A 19,214-nucleotide genomic window follows, 5' to 3' on the forward strand; every position below is an offset into this window, starting at 1 on the left:
CCCAATTACCGCAGCACTACGAGCGTTACCGGAACTCACCGTTGCAAAATAGTTCCACCATCGGGTCAGGCTGCCCAGCCGGCACCTAGCCTACGGATCACATGCCGAGGGAAACGCAGAGTGAATTGGAAGTTGCCACTGCGCACGGCACTGGCGCTGACATGGGCCGTCGCGATTTTGATTGGCGGGCATTTCTTTCGCAATTGGTGGGATCGCGAGTGGGGAGAGAACGAACTAAAAGACCAAGGCAAGGCGACCTCAGAACCCTTCCCGGGACGGCACAAGAACGGCAACGAAACGCCAAAGGTTCTGGATCGCACAGGGGAAACGTCAATCAAACTCACTAAAGAGGGCAACGGGGATTGGAAGATCACAACAACAGTGGGATTACACCTACATGCCAGCGACAACCTCACCACGAAGTTGCGGTCTGGCCAAGCAGACGCAGGCGTATTCGGAGTAAGGCCAGGAATTTTCAAGTTTGCATGCCCGACCAAGATTGACCAAAAAACAGCGGATGCGCCCTACTGCAGCTTCCTCTATCCATTTAGTGGGCCCTCGACCAGGGCGGTCATCGAGCAAGCTGGTGCAACGTCCGACGTGTACGTACACGGAAGCCGTGTTGACATCATGGACGCGACCCAGGCAAAGAGTTCTTCGCTGCGCGTCTACAGCGATCAATCCGAAGGCGGAGAGATATTCCAAAACTGGAAGATCTCAATCACGGCGCCTGGATGGAATCTCGTCCAGGTGACCGGAGGAAAGGTGCTCAAACAGGACAAAGAATCTGTCGAGTTGACCCTGCCTCCACCGCCCAGCCCTTTTTCGAATTATTCAGTAACGCTCGTGCAAGGCGAGCCCGCGAGATTCAGCCCGCGCGAGCAAAGGGCTCCTTACATCTTTCTCATCTCACTTCTTGGGGCAAGTGCGCTTTTTGTTCTACTGCCACCCGTGCGCGGTTTCTTTCCCGGCGAAAGTCGTCACCGATGGGCCGCGCTGGCGGTCGCATGCGTGATAGTGACATCGTTCCTCTGGTGGCTTGGACCATCTTCTCCCTTCGGCCTATACCCGGAACTGCTTACCGCATGGCTCTGGCTTCTTCTTCCTGTTTTGGTGGCAGCAACCGCCTATCGCGTAAGGAATGATCGGCCTCCGAATATCAAGGACTTCGATCTGGCTGCGGTGGCAGCCGCTCTGCCCGCGCTGGTCCTCGTGAGCGTAATCGCGGCACTCACTCACGGTTTGTTCCTGGTTGGCGTTATGCTGCCGATTGCGTCGGCAGCATTGATCGCATTTACCTGGTTCCTGCTGAGTCGTGGGGTTCTTGGCAGCGCGGGGAAGCGCTGGTCAGTGGTTATTTCCATTGCGGCCGGCGCGTTCTTCATCGGACTCGTTTGCCTATTCCCAGCCCGCTCCGGGATTGCACTCCTATTTGCAATCCTGGTCGCCAGTTGGCCTTGGATGTCCTCTCTTTCCGCGCTACTACCACATCCATCAATTGCTAGGCGTCTGTGGTGGCAGTTCGCTGCCTGGGCTGCATTCCTGATCTTGCTGCTGCCGCTATCGGACTGGACTTGGGGCTTGCAGTTCACTGAAGACCCCGCCAATCCCATCCTTCTGGTTCGGATCGGTGTCCTAGTCGTTGTGTTGGCGCGGATGCTGAGGGCTGGCGGAAAAATCGGGCAGTGGTTCTTCGAGGTTCGCTCCTGTTGCATTCTTTTGGGCTGGTACGCTGCCACCCTTTTTCTCGACTCCTACCTGGAAAATCTGAAAGAGTGGGGGCCGGTCCTGGCGGCTCTTGTCGCAGCGATAGCCACCACCGTCCTGCTACCGGCCAAAAACAAAGCGAAGGCGGAGGAGCTGCACAGGGTTAGCCGTGCAGAGCATGCGGGTCGAATGCGCCGCCTGGTACGTGCACAAGTGCTACGTCACGGCCAGAATGCATTGCTCCGGAGCACAGCCGCCGAATTTGCGGAAGGTAAACTGACCGTCAGGCAATGGGACAAGAGGTGGTCGAGATTGGGTGGTTGGATCGGAGGTAGTGATCCAGGCACTCGGCTGGAGAAACTGAGACTGGCCGCCCTAGGATCCTCCGGTGGAACGTCTGCGACGAGAAACGCGATTGCTGGTGCGCGTGCGGCCGGACTGCTGTCCCTCCCTTGGGTACTGTACGTGCAATGGGGAAGTGAGCGCCTAACCCTTCGTGATCTGGTCAACCTTCACTCCCTCTACGATCTCGTGGCCGCGCTACTCGTTTGGGTCCTGTTTGGATTTATTTTTGGCTATGCCTATACATGGATCCGGGGAAATAGTCCCGTAGGTAAAGCTGCATGGATGCTTATCCTGATTGTTCCCATTGCGGAACTGCCGTTGGTTGCATCGCTACTCGACCCTTCAGCCACGGCATGGCTTGGTACAGACCGTCGGACAGGCGTTGCCGTACTTGCCGCTGTGACGGCGGGGCAATGCTTCGTGCTCTCTCTCGGTCTGGGTTTGTCTTGGGAGGCACGCCTAGCTCGGGCGGCCGGGCTCCAATGGAGTCAAGTCCGGGACATGAGACGCCTTTCCTCTGTGGCGCTCCCGGTCTCAACCGTCCTTGTAGCGGTGATGACCGCGCTGGGCACCACGCTGGCAGGATCGTGGGTCAGTGAGATCACAACACCACGGCCATCCCCAGCAGCCAGTCCATCGAACCGCTGATCTAGAGGAAGCGTTCCTCGTGCACCCGGATGCCGACACCACGACAGCTGGTCCACCATCGTGTTCAGCTACTCCAGGGGCTCAAGGGTGCCCCGCTACCGCCACGGTCCCCGGCTAGGCATTCGCTTCCTCGCACTCGCTCTTGCCTGGCTCCCCCAGGGGAGGTGAAGATCCCTGAGCTGCCGGGTCATGGTGATCAGGGGCAGGGTGCACGTGACGTCGGACACACAGCGCGAGGCCATCAGTCACATGGTCCGCCTGCTCAGGCACCGTGTCGATCGTGAGTGACCGCCCCGGTTGATGTCACCCGTGGATGTCGAACGCGCCGGACCGATCATCGGCCGGGGCGTTCGTGCTGTTCAGCGTCAGAGCCCCCTGTCGGATTCGAACCGACGACCTTCGCTTTACAAGATCCTTCCGCGACGGGCCAAGCCAGGATCACGGCTAGCTTGTCGGACCTGCGAAGGACGGGGCTGTGTCTTCGGGTACGGCAGCCGTCCATCGCTGTTGCCGTCAAGAACTGCCGTCAGATGGCCATGGGAGGCCAACCGGGTCCCGCCAACCGCCGTGGCTAGGGCCGGACTGCCCACCCGCCACAACCGATACGGTGACCTCTTCGTCCCGAACTCTCGGCCGGGCGGCCATTGCGGTCCAGGGCGCTGGTCGTGCGGTCATCGGCAGCCGTTGATGGCTACCTGTGGTCGCGGTGGTTGCTGTACTTCGCTGCTGTACAGATCTCCACGATGCGGGAGAAGTAGGCAGAGGTTCAGATAGCCGCTGGCACCGGACTCTCTGGCCCCTGTCGCCGGACGGTCCGATCAATCAGCTGCCTGCCCAGAGCTGGGCCCAGCCCGCTGAAAGGCCCCCTCCTTGCGGCGGAACGGCAGGGAGGGGGCTTCTTCATTGCGGGTTACTTCTTGCCCGGCTTGTGGTGGTGCGGCTTGTGGTGAGCCGGCTTGTGGCGGTGCGGCTTGTGGTGAGCCGGCTTGTGGTGGTGCGGCTTGTGGTGAGGCGGCTTGTGGTGAGGCGGATCGGGGTCGATGGTGGTGGGGTCGGTGGCGGTGTGGGTGGTGGTGTCGCCGCCGCCGGTGACGGTGACTGTGTTCGTGACGACCTGGGTTGGCGTGTTACGGGGGACGCGGACCCTCAGGGTGATGGGCGGGTAGCTGCTGCCTACCGCCAGCACGTTGCTGCGGGTGCAGGTGAGGGTGGACTGGGTGCAGCTCCATCCGCGGCCCGTGATGCTGAGGGCGGTGAGTTGCGCCGGGAGGGTGTCGTGCACGGTGACCGTGGTGCCGTCGGTCGGAGCGGTCCCGTTGTTGCCGACGGTAATGGTGTACGTGCCCTGTCTGCCGGGTGCGAAGTTCCCGGTGTGGGTCTTGGAAATGGTCAAGGAAGGCTTGGGAACCGAGGGGGCCGGGATGATCGCGACACCGAGCGGGTTGAAGCCGACGCCGACGGTGGTGGTGACCGTGTTGGTGGCGGTGTCGATCACCGACACGTTGGCCGAATTGAAGTTGGCGACGTAGGCGTGCGCGCTGTCCGGGGTGACCGCCACACCGGCCGGGTTGACGCCGACGGGGACGGTGGCGGTGACCGTGTTGGTGGCGGTGTCGATCACCGACACACTGCCGGGGTTCGAGTTGTTGGCGACGTAGGCGTGCGCGCCGTCCGGGGCAATCGCCACAGCGAACGGATTGGTGCCGACGGGGACGGTGGCGGTGATCGTGTTGGTAGCGGCATCGATCACCGACACGTTGTTCGAGTTGTCGTTGCCGACGTAGACGTGCGCGCTGTCTGGGGTGACCGCCACACCGATCGGGTTGACGCCGACGGGGATGGTGGCGGTGACCGTGTTGGTGGCGGTATCGATCACCGACACACTGTTCGAGAGATCGTTGGTGACGTAGACGTGCAGACCATCCGGGGCCATCGCGTCGGCGGACGGGTCGGCTTGGACGGTGACGGTGGCGGTGACCGTGTTGGTGGCGGTGTCGATCACCGACACAGTGCCCGCGCCCGAGTTGGTGACGTAGACGTGCAGACCGTCCGGAGTGATCGCCACACCTCTCGGCGCGGTGAAGCCGGTGATGGTGGCGGTGACCGTGTTGGTGGCGGTGTCGATCACCGACACCGTGTTCGAGCCCGAGTTGGCGACGTAGACCCGCAGACCGTCCGGAGTGACCGCGGCACCCCACGGGCCGCCGCCGACCGGGATGGTGGCGGTGACCGTGTTGGTGGTGGAATCGATCACCGACACGGTGTTCGAGCTGAGGTTGGCGACGTAGACGTTCGGGGGTGAGGCGGCCCAGGCCGGGGACGGGGTGACGGCCGGCAAGGCCAGTCCCGCCACCATGGCCAGCCCCGCCAAGCACGCCCGCACCCACACCCATGGTCGTGGTCGACGCCCGCTCTCCTCGGGCTCCGGACCGCGGTACGGCCCATTCGGTCTTCTCTCGCGCCTGATCACCGGCACCTCCGACTCGCGCATAAGGGCGGCCTCCGCCGGCCATGCACCGATGGCATCGACAACAAGCCGCGGGATCACCGACTGTGACCACGCGTCAGCTTAGGCACTGATAGATCATTTCGTGCTACATGACACGATTTATCCTGTTTCGTATGGAGCCTCGCCCACGGCCCAAGGGCGCACGACCCACCTGCACATTGCCCTGCAACGTCGGCGGAACGACTTTGGTCAGGAGCTCCGTTGGGGTCGTGATCTTCAAGGCTCGCCCCAAAGTTGTCGCTGGATCTGACAACCGCGAGCTACCAAGAGGCCCTTCCGTCATGCCTCCGACCATCCAACTCTCCCGATCCAGCACTCCGTTCCGAATTGGACCGACCACGCGAACGGAGGCCGGAGCGTCGGCCCCGGTACGGCTCGGACATGAGTGATGCCGAGTGGGCGCTGGTGCGGGATCTGCTGCTGGTGCCGGGGTGGCTGGCGGGCGGGGCGGGCGTCCGGAGGGCTACTGCCACCGGCAGACGATCGACGCCGTGCGCTGCCTCGTCGACAACGGCATCAGGTAGCGGGCGATGCCGACGGACTTCCCGCCCTGGCCGCGGGTCTACGCCTTCTTCGTCCGCTGGCGCACTACGGTCCTGGCGGCCGAGTTGCACGACCGGTTGCGGGACGCCGTCCGCCGGGCGGAGGGCCGCAGCACGGAGCCGATAGCGGCGATCGTGGACTTGCAGTCCGACGACGACGGTCAGCAGGAGGTTGCAGCCCGACTGGACGCCGTCGTCCGCTAGGCACGCCGGAAAGCTGCGGCAGTGCCAGAAGCGAAGCCTGCCGACCCCGACGATCAGCCATCTGGCACGAATCCGGCGCGCGACAAGCGATCACCGACTCGCGCTCTCGGCTTGGGAAGTTGCGGTTGTCTACGGCAGGCTCGGCTGTTGATAGCTGCTGCCGTCGACTGGTCCGACGGTCGGACAGAGACGCTGGTGTACGCCCCTGTCCGGCGTCGCTGATGTCAACTACCTACTTGCGGCGGAACCGCAGGTAGGGGGCATGTTCGGTGCGGGTGACTTCTTGTCGTGGGTCTCGTGGTGGCCCGGCTCGTGGTGGCACCAATTCGGGTCGATGGTGGTGGGGTCGGTGGCGGTGTGTGTGGTGGTGTCACCGCCTCCGGTGACGGTGACGGTGTTGGTGACGACCTGGGCCGGGGTGTTACGGGCGACGCGAACCCTCAGGGTGATGGCCGGGTAGCTGTTCCCGGGGTTGACAACGTCGCTGCGGGTGCAGGTCAGGGTGGACCGGACGCAGTTCCAGCCGGAGCCGGCGAGTCGGATGGCGGTGAGTTGTGCTGGGAGGGTGTCGTGCACGGTGACCGTGGTGCCATCGGTCGGAGCGGTCCCGTTGTTGCCGACGGTGATGGTGTAGGTGCCCTGCCTGCCGGGTGTGAAGGTCCCGGTGTGGGTCTTGTTGATGGTCAAGGAAGGCCCGCTCGGAGGGGCGGCGGGGGCGATGGCGACCTGTTGCGGACTGTTGCCCACGGCGATGGTGGCGATGACCGCATTGGTGGCCGTATCGATCACGTCGACGGCTCTGGGGCCCCCGGGAACGGCGACGTAGGCTCGCGTGCCGTCCTGGGTGATCGCCACCCCGACAGCGGAGTTGGTGCCCACGTGGTCGGTGACCGTGTTCGTGGTGGTGTCGATCACGTCCACCCCGGAGTCCCCCGGTACGTACGCGCGCGAGCCGTCGGGGGTGATCGCGATGCCGGACGGTGCGGTACTGACGAGGATGGCGGTGGTGACCGTGTTGGTGGCGGTGTCGACCACCGACACATTGTGCGAGTTGCCCTGGTTGACGATGTAGGCGCGACTACCGTCCGGAGTGATCGCCACAGCGGCCGGGAAGTTGCCGATGCCGTTGGTGATGGTGGCGGTGACGGCGTTGGTGGCGGTGTCGATCACCGATACGGCGCCGGTGTTTTGGTAACCGGTGACGTAGGCGCGTGCGCCATCCGGGGTGATCGCCACAGCGAACGGAGCGCTGACGGTGTTGGTGATGGTGGTGGTGACGGTGTTGGTGGCGGTGTCGATCACCGACACCGTGTTACCCGGGCTGGGTGAAAAGGGGTTGCCTGTGTTGGCGACGTAGGCGTGCGTGCCGTCGGGGGTAATCGCCACACCATTCGGACCGGCGCCGGGGGCGAGGGGGATTGTGGTGGTGACGGCGTTGGTGGCGGTGTCGATCACCGACACGCTGTCCGAGCCCTCGTTGGCGACGTAGGCGTGCTCGCCGTCCGGAGTGACCGCGACGCCAAACGGCCTCGTGCCCACGGGGATGGTGGCGGTGACGGTGTTGGTTGCGGTGTCGATCGCCGACACCGTGTTGTCGGTCTGGTTGCTGACGTAGGCGGTTGTGGACGTGGCGGCCCGCGCCGGAGTCGGCGCAACGGCCGGCAGGGCCAGCCCCGCCAGCATGGCCAGCCCCGCCATGCAGGCCCGCACCCACGCCCACGGCAAGAGTCGAAGCTCGTTCTTCTCGGGCCCCGGACCTCGATACGGCCCACTCTGTTTTCTCTCGCGCCTGATCACCGGCACCTCTTTCGCACATTAGTACGGCTTGCCTCAGCGCGCCGATGGCGCCGAAAGCAAGCCGCTGTCACCATTGTGACCAGGCGTCAGCTTATGCACGGACAAGTCATTTCTTGCGATATGACACCATTTACCTGGCTGGCTTGCGGTGAATGGCACCCACGGCCCAGGGCGGCATGACTACCTGCACATGGGCCCGCAAGGTCGGCGGAACGACTTTGGCCGGGTGTCGCAGCAGGCCAACCCTCGGGGGACCTTTCTGAAGGTCGCTGATGCGCTGAAGACGCGGCTTGAAGGGGACCCGGACATGACGGTGCTGCCGTCACTGACCGAGGTCGTGCGCGACCAGAAGGTTTCGCGTGGCGTCGCTGTCCGCGCGTTCGGCGTGCTGAAGCAGGAAGGCGTTGCCGAACCGGCACCGGGCGAGCGGTGGCGCGTCGTGCGCTCGGGCACGCAAGTCGACCGGCGTCCACTGCACCAGCGGATCGCGGACGTCATCACGGCTGACGGGCTCGAAGCAGGGGAAGCCTTCCCGAGTGCTTCGGCGCTTGCCGAGCGGTTCGGCGTCTCACGTCCCACGGTGACGAAGGCGCTGGAGAAACTGGAAGCCGCCGGCGTGCTGGCGGGGGGCGGACAGGGCAGGGTGCGGACAGTCCGCGCAGTGCCGACGCGAGAGGGGCGTTCGTAGCTTGCCGAAGTTGACGGAGTGGGCCTATCCCCTGGCTGAGTCCCTGCTCGCCGAGTGATCACGTGTTCACCACGCGCAGTGGTCGACCGATCGAGCCGCGGAACCTGTACCGGTCGTTCCTCCGGATCGCGTCCTCCGCCGGCCTGCCGCAGATCCGCTTGCACGACACTCGCCACGGGTGCGCGTCGTTGCTGTTCGCTGCCGGGGTCGCGCCCCGGACCGTCATGGAGATCTTGGGTCACTCGCAGATCGCGGTGACGATGAACGTCTACACGCACGTCAGCGATGGCGACCGGCGGGAGGCCATGGGACACATGGATCGCCTGCTCAGACGACGCCGCTAGGCGGGACTGCCGTCAAAGACTGCCGTCAACGTCCTCACGATCATGGGTCGTGAGGACGTTGGTGCAGGTGGAGCCAGAGCCCCCTGTCGGATTCGAACCGACGACCTTCGCTTTACAAGAGCGGCGCTCTGACCAGCTGAGCTAAGGAGGCGTGCACCTGGGTGCTCGTGCAGTGTACCCAGGTCCACGGCGGGTCCCGTCGAAAATTTCCGCGAAGTTCACAGTCGTCGAGGTACTGACAGACCCGGTGAACGCCAGGTACCGTCCTGAGCCAGTTCACTCGCGTGGACTACACCAACCACCTTCCTACAACGGATCGTCCGGCACGTTCCTGCCGGTAGAAGGGGGCCCATTCACCATGGCCACTGTCACGTTCGACAAGGCGACCCGGATCTACCCGGGTTCCACCAAGCCCGCCGTCGACGGTCTCGACATCGCGATCGAGGACGGCGAGTTCCTCGTCCTGGTCGGCCCGTCGGGTTGCGGAAAGTCCACCTCGCTGCGGATGCTCGCGGGCCTGGAGGACGTCAACGGCGGCGCCATCCGCATCGGTGACCGCGACGTCACCCACCTGCCGCCCAAGGACCGGGACATCGCCATGGTGTTCCAGAACTACGCCCTCTACCCGCACATGACGGTCGCCGACAACATGGGCTTCGCGCTCAAGATCGCGGGCGTCAACAAGGCGGAGATCCGGCAGAAGGTCGAGGAGGCCGCGAAGATCCTCGACCTCACCGAGTACCTGGACCGCAAGCCGAAGGCGCTCTCCGGCGGTCAGCGCCAGCGTGTCGCCATGGGCCGCGCCATCGTGCGTGAGCCGCAGGTCTTCCTCATGGACGAGCCGCTGTCCAACCTGGACGCCAAGCTCCGTGTCTCGACCCGTACGCAGATCGCGTCACTGCAGCGCCGCCTCGGCATCACCACCGTCTACGTCACCCACGACCAGGTCGAGGCCATGACGATGGGCGACCGGGTGGCCGTGCTCAAGGACGGCATCCTCCAGCAGGTCGACTCGCCGCGGAACATGTACGACAAGCCCGCGAACCTCTTCGTCGCCGGCTTCATCGGCTCCCCGGCCATGAACCTGGTCGAGGTCCCGATCACCGACGGCGGCGTGAAGTTCGGCAACAGCGTCGTCCCGGTCAACCGGGATGCGCTCAAAGCCGCCGGCGACAAGGGTGACCGCACGGTGACCGTGGGCGTCCGGCCCGAGCACTTCGACGTGGTCGAGCTGGGCGGCGGTGCGGCCGCCGCCCTGACGAAGGACAGCGCCGACGCGCCGGCCGGTCTCGCCGTCTCCGTGAACGTCGTCGAGGAGCTCGGCGCCGATGGCTACGTCTACGGCACCGCCGAGGTCGGCGGCGAGGTCAAGGACCTGGTCGTCCGCGTCAACGGCCGCCAGGTCCCGGAGAAGGGCTCCACGCTGCACGTGGTGCCGCGGCCGGGCGAGACCCACGTGTTCTCGACGTCCACGGGTGAGCGTCTCTCCGACTGAGCACGTGCACGCCGACTGAGCTGCGCGTTTGCGCCGAGTTGACGAAAAGGGGCCCTGCGGAGTGCCGCAGGGCCCCTTGCGTGCCGTCCGCGCGCCCGGAAATACCCCGGCACAGCCATCATTTCGGGCGAGGCAGGTCAACCCCCTACCCAGAAAATGGCGCCACCTCATCCCCCGAAGGGGTGACTAAATGTCGCCAAATCATTACCCCGCGCTACCCTCACACGCGTGAAGCACTCCACCACCTCTCAGATGCGACGCGGCCACCGGGGCGGCCCTGCCCGCCGGATCGGCCGCACTCTCGCCCTCGTCCTGCCCGTCGTCCTGGTGCTCTCCGGAACCCTCGCGGTCACCCGGGTCAACTGGACGGGAAGCCCCTCCAGCTCGGTGCTGGCCGCCTCGGACATCTCCTCGGCCGAGGTCTCCACCAGGACGGTCTCCCGGGCCCCGCAGGACGTGCTCCGCGACCAGCTGATGGGCGAGCTGCAGGACAAGAACCCCGGGGTCGTCCTCACCCACCTCCAGCAGGCCGTCAACGGACACCCCGCGCTGGCCCGGCACTGCTCCGCCATCGCCCGCGCGCTGGGCCAGGCCGCGGTGCGCATCTACGGCGCCTCGCGCGCCCAGTCCTACGCCCGCCCGGTCTGCGACACGGCGTTCGCCTCGGGCGTGCTCGCCGCGCACAGCTGACGCCGGGTGCGCCGGGACGCCGGTGACGGCTCCGCAAGGAGCGCGCCGCCGTCGGCCGGCCTCAGGGGCGCGCCACGTACAGTGCGGTCATGACCCATCCCAACGCCGCGTCGCGCCCCACTCAGGCCGTGGTCCTGGCCGGTGGCCAGGGCTCCCGGCTGCGTCCCTACACCGACGACCGGCCCAAGCCGATGGTCGAGATCCCCGGCACGGGCACTCCGATCATCGGCCATCAGCTCACCTGGCTCGCCGAGGAAGGCGTGACCGACGTGGTGGTCTCCTGCGGCCACCTCGCCGACGTCCTGCAGAAGTGGCTGGACTCCGTCGACCTGCCCCTCTCGGTCACCACCGTCGTGGAGACCGAGCCCCTCGGCCGTGGCGGCGGCCTCAAGTACGCCGCCGCGCATCTCCCCCGCCCGGACCGGCCCTGGTACGCCACCAACGGCGACATCTGGACCCGCTTCTCCCTGCGGGAGATGGCCGACTTCCACACCGAGCGGGACGCCGTCGCGACCCTGGCCCTGGCTCGGCCGCGGATCCCCTGGGGAGCGGTGAAGACCGACGGGTTCGGGCACATCACCGACTTCATCGAGGCGCCGCCGTCGACGTTCGAGATCAACGCGGGTGTGTATGTCTTCTCGCCCGAGTTCGCCTCGCTGCTGCCGGAGCGTGGGGATCACGAGCGGACCACGTTTCCCGGGCTGGCTCGTGAGCGGAAGCTCGCCGGGTTCCCCATTCCGCAGGGGGCGTACTGGCGGGCCATCGACACGGCCAAGGATCTGACGGAAGCGGCCAAGGAGCTCGCCTCGTTGGGTCGGTAACCGAAGGCCCCGTACCTTTCGCGGTACGGGGCCCTCTGCTTGCTGGATGAGCTAGCCCAGCAGGCCGCCCACCAAGCCCGGCTGTCCGCTGGACGAAGAACCGCCCGAGCTGCTGGAACCGCCGGAGCCGGACGAGCCGCCGGAGGTGGATGCGCCGCCGGAGCTGGTCGGGCCGGCCGTCGTGCTCGGGGCGCCGCCAGTCGGTGAGGACTGGCGGGGCGGAATCTGGCCCGACGTGCCCTGGGTCTGGCTGGGGGTCGTGGTCGTACCGCCGACGCTGCGGGTGGCGCCCGGGGTCGCCGCGCCGGAGGGGCTCGCACCGGCCGTGGCGCCGCCCGAGGGCGAGGTGGAGGCGGCCGGGTTCTTCTTGTGCCGCTGGCCGGGCTGCTGGGGGAGCGGGGAGCCCGGGAGGTTGTTGCGGGGGGCGTCGCCCGGGCCGGGGACGATGACGCGGCTGGAGTCGCGTACGGCGCCGCCGAGCAGGGAGCCGACGAGCAGGGTGACGCCGACGGTGACGACCGTGATCAGGGCGCCGCGGCGCAGGACGTAGCGGCGCAGGTCCCAGATGTCGGCGCGGGGGCCGAGGCGGCGCCAGGCGCCCGCGGCGAGGCGGCCGTCCACGGAGTAGACGGGGGCACCGGCGATGATCAGCGGCGACCAGGCGGCCAGGTAGATGATGTCGGGGGCGTCGTAGGCGGGGACCGTCTTCCAGCTGACGGTGACGATCAGGGCGGCGGACAGCAGTGCCCCCACGACCGCGGCGACGCGCTGCCAGCAGCCGAGGACGGTCAGGACGCCGACGACCACCTGGAGGAAGGCGATGACCAGGCCGGAGCCGACCGGGTGGTGCAGGGCGAACTGGCGCAGTGGCTCGGCGACGTCCCAGGGGTGCAGGGTGTTGAGCCACTTGACCATCGAGCCGCGCTTTCCGCCGTCGAAGTAGACGGGGTCGCACAGCTTGCCCATGCCGGCGTAGATGGAGATGAAGCCCAGGAAGATGCGGAGCGGGAGGAGGACGACGCCCAGGTTCATCCGGCGGCCGGGGTAGTAGGCGTGCCGGGCCGGGTCCTCCCCGTGGCGGCGGGCGCTGCGCGGGGCGTCGGGGTCGGAAGGGTCGGCGTAGTCGTCGTAGTCGCCGTACTCGCCGTACTGGCCGTGGCCGTCGTAGCCGTCGTGGCTCTCGTACGGCTCGAAGGCGGCGCCCGGGTAGGGGCGTTCGTCGTAGGCGCCGGCGACCGGGCGCATGTGGGGCAGCAGGCGGGTGCCGTCGGCGGCGTCGGGGGCCGTGCGCTGGTGGCCCACGACCGGGGTCTCGACCGTCTGCTCCAGGTCGTCGTAGGCGTCGGCGTAGCCGGTCCCGACGCGGCGCGGGATGACCTGGGTGGCGCCGGGCTCGGGCTCGTCGACATGGCGGACGCTGCTGCCTCGCACGGCCTGGAGGAGCCGGTGGGCGCCGGTGTCGTCGGGGGCGGACCTGCCGCTCCACACGACGGGGCGGCGGCGGCCGGCGGCGGCGCCCGCCCGGCCCGCGGTGCCCATCACGGGCATCCGGGCGGCGTCCTGGGCGGCGCTCGGATGCCGGGCGATCCGCGGGGATTGGCTGCGCCTCGCCGATGCGCCCAGCTGCACGCGGAAGCTGGCGTGATTGACGATGACCTGCGCCGGATCGCTCGGCACCTTCACCATGCTCAGCGCGGGAGCGTCGTCGAGCCCGGACTGGAATCCCGACGAGCGTCCCCCCGTGGGAGTGCGGGGTGTTCTGGTGTCCACACTCATCTAACCGAGTGACGTGGAGTTAGGACACTGCTTTGACCGGGCGGATGTGTCCGGACCCCGTCAAAGCAGCCTCGAACGCCACACGGACCCCAGAATTACCCCGCAAGGGTGAAATTCCGGACGGGCGTTCAGTCCCGTCGGTGTGCCGTCCCGTCAGCTGCGCCTGCGCGCCGCCTCGTACAGCACGATGCCCGCCGCCACACCGGCGTTCAGCGACTCCGCGCCGCCCGGCATCGGGATGCGGACACGGAAGTCGCAGGTCTCGCCGACCAGGCGGGACAGGCCCTTGCCCTCACTGCCGACGACGATGACGACCGGGCCGTCCAGGGCCTCCAGATCGCCGAGTTCGACCTCGCCGTCCGCCGCCAGGCCCACGACCGTGATGCCGGCCTTCTTGTACGCCTCCAGGGCGCGGGTGAGGTTGGTGGCGCGGGCGACCGGGGTCCGGGCGGCCGTGCCGGCGGAGGTCTTCCAGGCGCCGGCGGTCATGCCCGCCGAGCGGCGCTCGGGCACGACCACGCCGTGGCCGCCGAAAGCGGAGACGGAGCGCACGACCGCGCCGAGGTTGCGCGGGTCGGTGACGCCGTCCAGGGCGACGATCAGCGGGTCCTCGGACTCGTCGTAGGCGGCTTCGGTGAGGTCCTCGGGGTGCGCGTACTCGTACGGCGGGACCTGCAGGACGAGGCCCTGGTGGTTGAGGCCGTTCGTCATGCGGTCCAGCTCGGGGCGGGGGGCCTCCATCAGGTTGATGCCGCCGCGCTCGGCGGCGAGCTGGAGGGCCTCGCGGACGCGCTCGTCGTTGTCGATGAACTGCTGGACGTACAGGGTGTTGGCGGGCACGCCCTCGCGGAGCGCCTCGACCACCGGGTTGCGGCCGACGACCAGCTCGGAGGCCGACCTGCCGCCGCCCCGGCGCTGCGGCGGGCGGCCCTGGGCGCGGCGGGCCTTGGCCGCGGCGGCGCGCTGCTTGGCGTGGCCCTTGCGCATCTCGGCGGGCGGGGTCGGGCCCTTGCCCTCCAGGCCCCGGCGCCGCTTGCCGCCGCTGCCGACCTGCGCGCCCTTCTTGCCGGACATGCGGCGGTTGTTCGCGGCCATGACCTACCTGTTCTCTGCGAAAAAGTGTGCGTACGTCTATGCAGTGTGCCGCCCGGGGGGCCGGGCGGCACAATCGATCAAGGGTCGGGACCTACCGGGACCCGAGGGTCCAGCGCGGGCCCTGCGGGCTGTCCTCGATGACCAGGCCCGACTGGTTCAGCTGGTCGCGGATGGCGTCGGCGGTGGCCCAGTCCTTGCGGGCGCGGGCGGACTCGCGCTGCTCGAGGACCAGGCGGACGAGGCTGTCGACCACGCCGTGCAGGTCCTCGCCCTGGTCGGACTCCCCCGCCCACCGCTCGTCGAGCGGGTCGAGGCCGAGGACGGCGAGCATGGCCCGTACCTCGGCGAGGCGGGCGACGGCGGCGTCCTTGTCGTCGGCGGCCAGCGCGCTGTTGCCCTGCCGGACGGTGGTGTGCACGACGGCGAGGGCCTGCGGGACGCCCAGGTCGTCGTCCATCGCCTCGGCGAAGGCGGGCGGGACCTCGGTGGCCGGCTCCACGGTCTTCCCGGCGAGCTCGGTGACGCGCTGCACGAAGCCCTCGATCCGCGCGAACGCCGACTCGGCCTCGCGCAGCGACTCCTCGCCGTACTCGATCATCGAGCGGTAGTGCGGGGTGCCCAGGTAGTAGCGGAGCACGATGGGCCGCCACTGCTTGACCATCTCGCTCACGAGCACGCTGTTGCCGAGCGACTTGGACATCTTGTCGCCGGCCATGGTGACCCAGGCGTTGTGCACCCAGTACTGCGCGAAGTCGTCGCCGTAGGCCTTGGCCTGGGCGATCTCGTTCTCGTGGTGCGGGAAGATCAGGTCGAGGCCGCCGCCGTGGATGTCGAAGGCGGTGCCCAGGTACTTGTGCGCCATGGCCGAGCACTCCAGGTGCCAGCCGGGGCGGCCCTCTCCCCACGGGGTCGGCCAGGTCGGCTCACCCGGCTTCGCCGCCTTCCACATGGCGAAGTCGCGCGGGTCCCGCTTGCCGGTCTCGCCCTCGCCGGACGGCTGGAGCAGGTTGTCCAGCTCCTGCCGGGACAGCTCCAGGTACTGCGGGAAGGACCGTACGTCGAAGTAGACGTTGCCGTCGGCAGCGTAGGCGTGCCCGCGGTCGATGAGGCGCTGCATCATCTCGACCATCTCGGTGATGTGGCCGGTGGCGCGCGGCTCGTAGGTCGGCGGCAGGCAGCCGAGGGCGGCGTAGCCCTCGTTGAAGGCGCGCTCGTTCTCGTACCCGATCGACCACCACGGCCGCCCCTGCTCATGGGCCTTGGCGATGATCTTGTCGTCGATGTCCGTGACGTTCCGGATGAACGTCACGTCATAGCCGCGGTACGTGAACCACCGGCGCATGATGTCGAAGTTGAGGTACGAGCGGACGTGCCCGATGTGCGGTGCCGCCTGCACGGTGGCGCCACACAGGTAGATCGAGACACAGCCCGGCTTGAGCGGGGTGAAGTCACGGATCTGCCGGGCGCTGGTGTCGTACAGGCGAATAGTCACCACTCCAGGGTAGTGGGCGCGGGGTGGTGCCCCGTGCCGCATGGCTCAGAACATGCCCACGACCTTCTCCGGCGTGATCCTTACGAGCATGCGGTCGGCGTAGGCGGCGGAGGCGGGGCTGCCCAGACCGACAGCGGGCTCCGCCCGCGGGCTGCGTACTTCTCGCCGCCTCAGAACATCCCGACCACCTTCTCCGGCGTGATCCTGACGATCACGCGGTCGGCGTCATTGGCGGAGTCCGGGTTGAATTCTGCGTATTTCTTGCCCGTGTACTTCATGGACAGTTCGTCGATCAGATCCTTGGCGCCCCGCGTGGTGAGTTCCGCGGTGCCCCGGATCTCGCCGTAGGCGTACGGCATCTCGGGGTCCTGGACGACGACGCTCACCCGGGGGTCGCGGTCGAGGTTCTTCTTCTTGCGGCGGTCGACGGTGGTGGAGAACAGGATCTGGTCACCGTCCCGCTTCACCCACACCGGGGACATCTGGGGGCGGCCGTCGGGCTGGATCGTGCCGACCACGATGAACACGGGACCGTCGAGCAGGGACTTGAGCCGGTCGGGCAGGGTGGCGGGCATGGGTACCTCCTCGGTCGACGGTGACTCTCCGGGTACCCTCGCACGCTCTGCGCACACCCGCATCACGAGCAACGTCAGCCGGTACGGACCACCAGTGCCGTCGCGATCGCCATCAGCCCCTCCTCGCGGCCCGGGAAACCGAGGCCGTCCGTCGTGGCGCCGGAGACGGAGACCGGCGCGCCGGCCGCCTCGGAGAGGATCTTCTGGGCCTCGTCCCGGCGCTTGCCGATCTTCGGGCGGGGGCCGACCACCTGGACGGCGATGTTGCCGACGGTGAAACCGGCCTCGCGGACGATCCGCGCGGCCTCCGTCAGCAGGGTCACACCCGAGGCACCGGACCACTCGGGGCGGCCGGTGCCGAAGTGCTGTCCCAGGTCACCGAGGCCGGCGGCGGAGAAGAGGGCATTGCAGGCGGCGTGGGCGACGACGTCCGCGTCGGAGTGCCCGGCCAGGCCCGCCCCCTCGCCCTCCCACTTCAGGCCCGCACACCACAGCTCGCGACCCTCCTCGAAGGCATGGATGTCGGTGCCGATGCCGACCTGGGGCAGGACGCCGCCCGGCGGTGGCCGGAAGTCCGATGCTTCAGAAGCCATCGTTCAGCCTCCTGCGGGCCAGGACCGCCTCCGCGAGCACCAGGTCGAGGGGGCGGGTGACCTTGAAGGCCTCCTCGTGCCCGGGTACGGCGACGACCGTCAGACCCAGCTGCTCGACCATGCTCGCGTCGTCGGTGACGTTGTCGGTGACCGTCTCGTGGGCGTGGATCAGGGTCGCCCGGTCGAAGCCCTGGGGGGTCTGGACGGCGCGCAGGCGGGCGCGCTCCGGCGTGGCGACGACGGGCTCCGGCTCACCGGCCTCGCTCGCGGGCTCGACCTCCTTGACGGTGTCGGCCAGCGGGAGCGCGGGGACGACGGCGGGGGCGCCCGCGCGTACGGCCTCGATGACGGCGTCGACCGTGTCGACCGGGACGAGCGGACGGGCCGCGTCGTGGACGAGGACGATGCCGTACTCGGGGGGCAGCGCGTCGAGGCCGAGCCTGACCGATTCCTGGCGGGTGTCGCCGCCGGGGACGACCAGGAAGTCGGTGCTCCCCCAGCTACCGCTGGGGGTACCCCCAGGCAGGGCGTGCGCGTCGAGCAGGGACTTGACCTCGGCGGCGCCGTCCGGCGGGGCCACGACGATCACCAGGGACACATGGCGGGAGGCGGCGAGCGCGCGGACCGCATGGATGAGCATGGGCGTGCCGTTCAGCGCGCGGAGCGCCTTGGGGGCGCCCGGACCGAGGCGTACGCCCCGGCCGGCGGCGGGAATCACGGCGGCGACGGGGGTCTGCGCGGGCGAAGGGCGCGATTCGTCAGACATCGGTTCCTGTCAGGTTTGTGTGCTCGACCTAGGTGGGTATGGCCTGGAGGAGTGCCGGGCGCGACGCCTTGACCGGACCCTTTCCGTGACCCTGGTCGAGTCATCTGCCCGGGCCCGGCACATCAAGTATCGGGGGCATTCCCTGAGGTGTACGGCAGGCGTTTCGGCGCCCCGTTTCCGGCTGCCGAAGCCACGCTGAAGGTTTTGCGGCTTTTCCGGGGACGAACATGCCGCAGCGCCCGGCGACATGGTCAGTGTCATCGGGCACCGCGGCATTTACTGTGCTGAGCGTGGCGGAGGCGAAGGTTCGCCGCCGTGGCGCGTCAGGAGGCGAGCACCTCGTCGAGCAGGGCCTCGGCCTTGTCCTCGTTCGTGTTCTCCGCGAGAGCCAGCTCGCTCACCAGGATCTGGCGGGCCTTGGCGAGCATGCGCTTCTCACCGGCGGAGAGCCCTCGCTCGCGCTCACGACGCCACAGGTCACGCACGACTTCCGCGACCTTGATGACATCGCCGGAGGCGAGCTTCTCCAGGTTTGCCTTGTAACGACGCGACCAGTTCGTGGGCTCCTCGGCGTACGGCGCGCGCAGCACCTCGAAGACCCGGTCCAGCCCGTCCTGACCGACCACATCACGCACGCCCACGAACTCAGCATTGTCCGCTGGCACACGTACCGTCAGGTCACCCTGGGCGACCTTCAGCACCAAGTAGGTCTTGTCCACGCCTTTGATCTGGCGAGTTTCGATGGCCTCGATCAGCGCGGCCCCGTGATGGGGATAGACCACGGTGTCGCCAACCTTGAACGTCATGTGACAGGTACCCCTTCCGTGGCTATCCAGGGTAACACGGATACGGCGTCTTCTGAATGGCGTTTTCGCAGGTCAGGGCATATCTCGGGGCTTGACAACTGCGACAGGAACGTGCTGCGAGGTGCCTGCGGAAGCGGGAATTCGCAGGTCGGAGGGGCTCTCCGGGCGGGGTGAAACGCGTACGTTACACACTCCGGGAGCCGGCTCCAAGTGGATGAACGTCCCGTTTTGTCCGCTTCCAAGCGTACGACTTCCGCTACTCCGTTCGGGGCCCGCAGGCCGATCCGGGCCGATTCCGGAATTGATCAACGGCTGCCCGGG

15 protein-coding genes, 1 tRNA gene and 1 pseudogene are annotated in these 19,214 nt (G+C 67.6%); 7 read left to right on the forward strand and 10 right to left on the reverse strand.

Going from position 1 to position 19,214, the window contains the following annotated elements:
- Positions 1 to 120: 120 nt before the first annotated feature.
- Positions 121 to 2,700, forward strand: coding sequence for a hypothetical protein (locus ACZ418_RS14265; RefSeq protein WP_468362073.1), 2,580 nt, complete (start codon positions 121 to 123; stop codon positions 2,698 to 2,700).
- A 910-nt stretch (positions 2,701 to 3,610) separates the two neighbouring features.
- Here the strand turns inward: ACZ418_RS14265 and ACZ418_RS14270 are convergent.
- Positions 3,611 to 5,083: a YVTN family beta-propeller repeat protein gene (locus ACZ418_RS14270; RefSeq protein ID WP_468362075.1), complete on the reverse strand. Its 1,473-nt coding sequence runs from the start codon at positions 5,081 to 5,083 to the stop codon at positions 3,611 to 3,613.
- 656 nt (positions 5,084 to 5,739) lie between these two features.
- On the opposite strand from ACZ418_RS14270, the gene ACZ418_RS14275 reads away from it, so the two are divergent.
- Complete coding sequence (locus ACZ418_RS14275; protein WP_468362077.1) at positions 5,740 to 5,955, forward strand: hypothetical protein; 216 nt, start codon at positions 5,740 to 5,742, stop codon at positions 5,953 to 5,955.
- A gap of 228 nt (positions 5,956 to 6,183) precedes the next feature.
- Here ACZ418_RS14275 and ACZ418_RS14280 read toward each other — a convergent pair whose 3' ends face one another.
- Complete coding sequence (locus ACZ418_RS14280; RefSeq protein ID WP_468362079.1) at positions 6,184 to 7,653, reverse strand: beta-propeller fold lactonase family protein; 1,470 nt, start codon at positions 7,651 to 7,653, stop codon at positions 6,184 to 6,186.
- 325 nt (positions 7,654 to 7,978) lie between these two features.
- Here ACZ418_RS14280 and ACZ418_RS14285 point away from each other — a divergent pair, with 325 nt between their 5' ends.
- Both ACZ418_RS14285 and ACZ418_RS14290 read left to right on the forward strand, forming a co-directional pair.
- Complete coding sequence (locus ACZ418_RS14285) at positions 7,979 to 8,440, forward strand: GntR family transcriptional regulator (RefSeq protein WP_468362081.1); 462 nt, start codon at positions 7,979 to 7,981, stop codon at positions 8,438 to 8,440.
- 47 nt (positions 8,441 to 8,487) lie between these two features.
- Positions 8,488 to 8,784: pseudogene (locus tag ACZ418_RS14290) on the forward strand (tyrosine-type recombinase/integrase); the annotation flags it as partial.
- A gap of 77 nt (positions 8,785 to 8,861) precedes the next feature.
- On the opposite strand, the gene ACZ418_RS14295 reads toward ACZ418_RS14290, so the two are convergent.
- Positions 8,862 to 8,935: transfer RNA gene (locus ACZ418_RS14295), tRNA-Thr, on the reverse strand.
- A gap of 207 nt (positions 8,936 to 9,142) precedes the next feature.
- Here ACZ418_RS14295 and msiK point away from each other — a divergent pair.
- From msiK to ACZ418_RS14310, 3 genes are all read left to right on the forward strand, one after another.
- Complete coding sequence (gene msiK / locus ACZ418_RS14300) at positions 9,143 to 10,279, forward strand: diacetylchitobiose ABC transporter ATP-binding protein MsiK (RefSeq protein WP_468362083.1); 1,137 nt, start codon at positions 9,143 to 9,145, stop codon at positions 10,277 to 10,279.
- A 228-nt stretch (positions 10,280 to 10,507) separates the two neighbouring features.
- The gene (locus ACZ418_RS14305) at positions 10,508 to 10,969 is read left to right on the forward strand and encodes a hypothetical protein (protein ID WP_468362085.1); all 462 of its coding nucleotides are present in this window, start codon (positions 10,508 to 10,510) and stop codon (positions 10,967 to 10,969) included.
- Between the two features lie 89 nt (positions 10,970 to 11,058).
- Entirely contained in the window at positions 11,059 to 11,790 is a 732-nt protein-coding gene (locus ACZ418_RS14310) for a nucleotidyltransferase family protein (protein WP_468362087.1), read from the forward strand.
- A gap of 51 nt (positions 11,791 to 11,841) precedes the next feature.
- Here ACZ418_RS14310 and ACZ418_RS14315 read toward each other — a convergent pair whose 3' ends face one another.
- From ACZ418_RS14315 to ACZ418_RS14345, 7 genes are all read right to left on the reverse strand, one after another.
- Positions 11,842 to 13,566, reverse strand: coding sequence for a DoxX family membrane protein (locus ACZ418_RS14315; RefSeq protein ID WP_468362089.1), 1,725 nt, complete (start codon positions 13,564 to 13,566; stop codon positions 11,842 to 11,844).
- 153 nt (positions 13,567 to 13,719) lie between these two features.
- Positions 13,720 to 14,661 carry a 23S rRNA (guanosine(2251)-2'-O)-methyltransferase RlmB gene (gene rlmB / locus ACZ418_RS14320; RefSeq protein WP_468362091.1) on the reverse strand — a complete coding sequence of 314 codons (942 nt, stop codon included), beginning with the start codon at positions 14,659 to 14,661 and terminating at the stop codon, positions 13,720 to 13,722.
- Positions 14,662 to 14,752: 91 nt separating this feature from the next.
- Positions 14,753 to 16,153: a cysteine--tRNA ligase gene (gene cysS, locus ACZ418_RS14325; RefSeq protein WP_468362093.1), complete on the reverse strand. Its 1,401-nt coding sequence runs from the start codon at positions 16,151 to 16,153 to the stop codon at positions 14,753 to 14,755.
- 170 nt (positions 16,154 to 16,323) lie between these two features.
- The gene (locus tag ACZ418_RS14330) at positions 16,324 to 16,728 is read right to left on the reverse strand and encodes a PPOX class F420-dependent oxidoreductase (RefSeq protein ID WP_468362095.1); all 405 of its coding nucleotides are present in this window, start codon (positions 16,726 to 16,728) and stop codon (positions 16,324 to 16,326) included.
- 74 nt (positions 16,729 to 16,802) lie between these two features.
- On the reverse strand, positions 16,803 to 17,321 hold the full coding sequence (gene ispF / locus ACZ418_RS14335) for a 2-C-methyl-D-erythritol 2,4-cyclodiphosphate synthase (RefSeq protein ID WP_468362097.1): 519 nt from the start codon (positions 17,319 to 17,321) through the stop codon (positions 16,803 to 16,805).
- Positions 17,311 to 18,087 (reverse strand): 2-C-methyl-D-erythritol 4-phosphate cytidylyltransferase, encoded by a 777-nt coding sequence (gene ispD / locus ACZ418_RS14340; protein ID WP_468362099.1) that lies wholly within the window; start codon positions 18,085 to 18,087, stop codon positions 17,311 to 17,313. Before ispD ends, ispF begins: the two co-directional genes overlap by 11 nt.
- Positions 18,088 to 18,410: 323 nt before the next feature.
- On the reverse strand, positions 18,411 to 18,893 hold the full coding sequence (locus ACZ418_RS14345; protein ID WP_003953493.1) for a CarD family transcriptional regulator: 483 nt from the start codon (positions 18,891 to 18,893) through the stop codon (positions 18,411 to 18,413).
- Positions 18,894 to 19,214 lie beyond the last annotated feature (321 nt).

It is taken from the genome of Streptomyces sp. NPDC030820 (genome assembly GCF_055572075.1).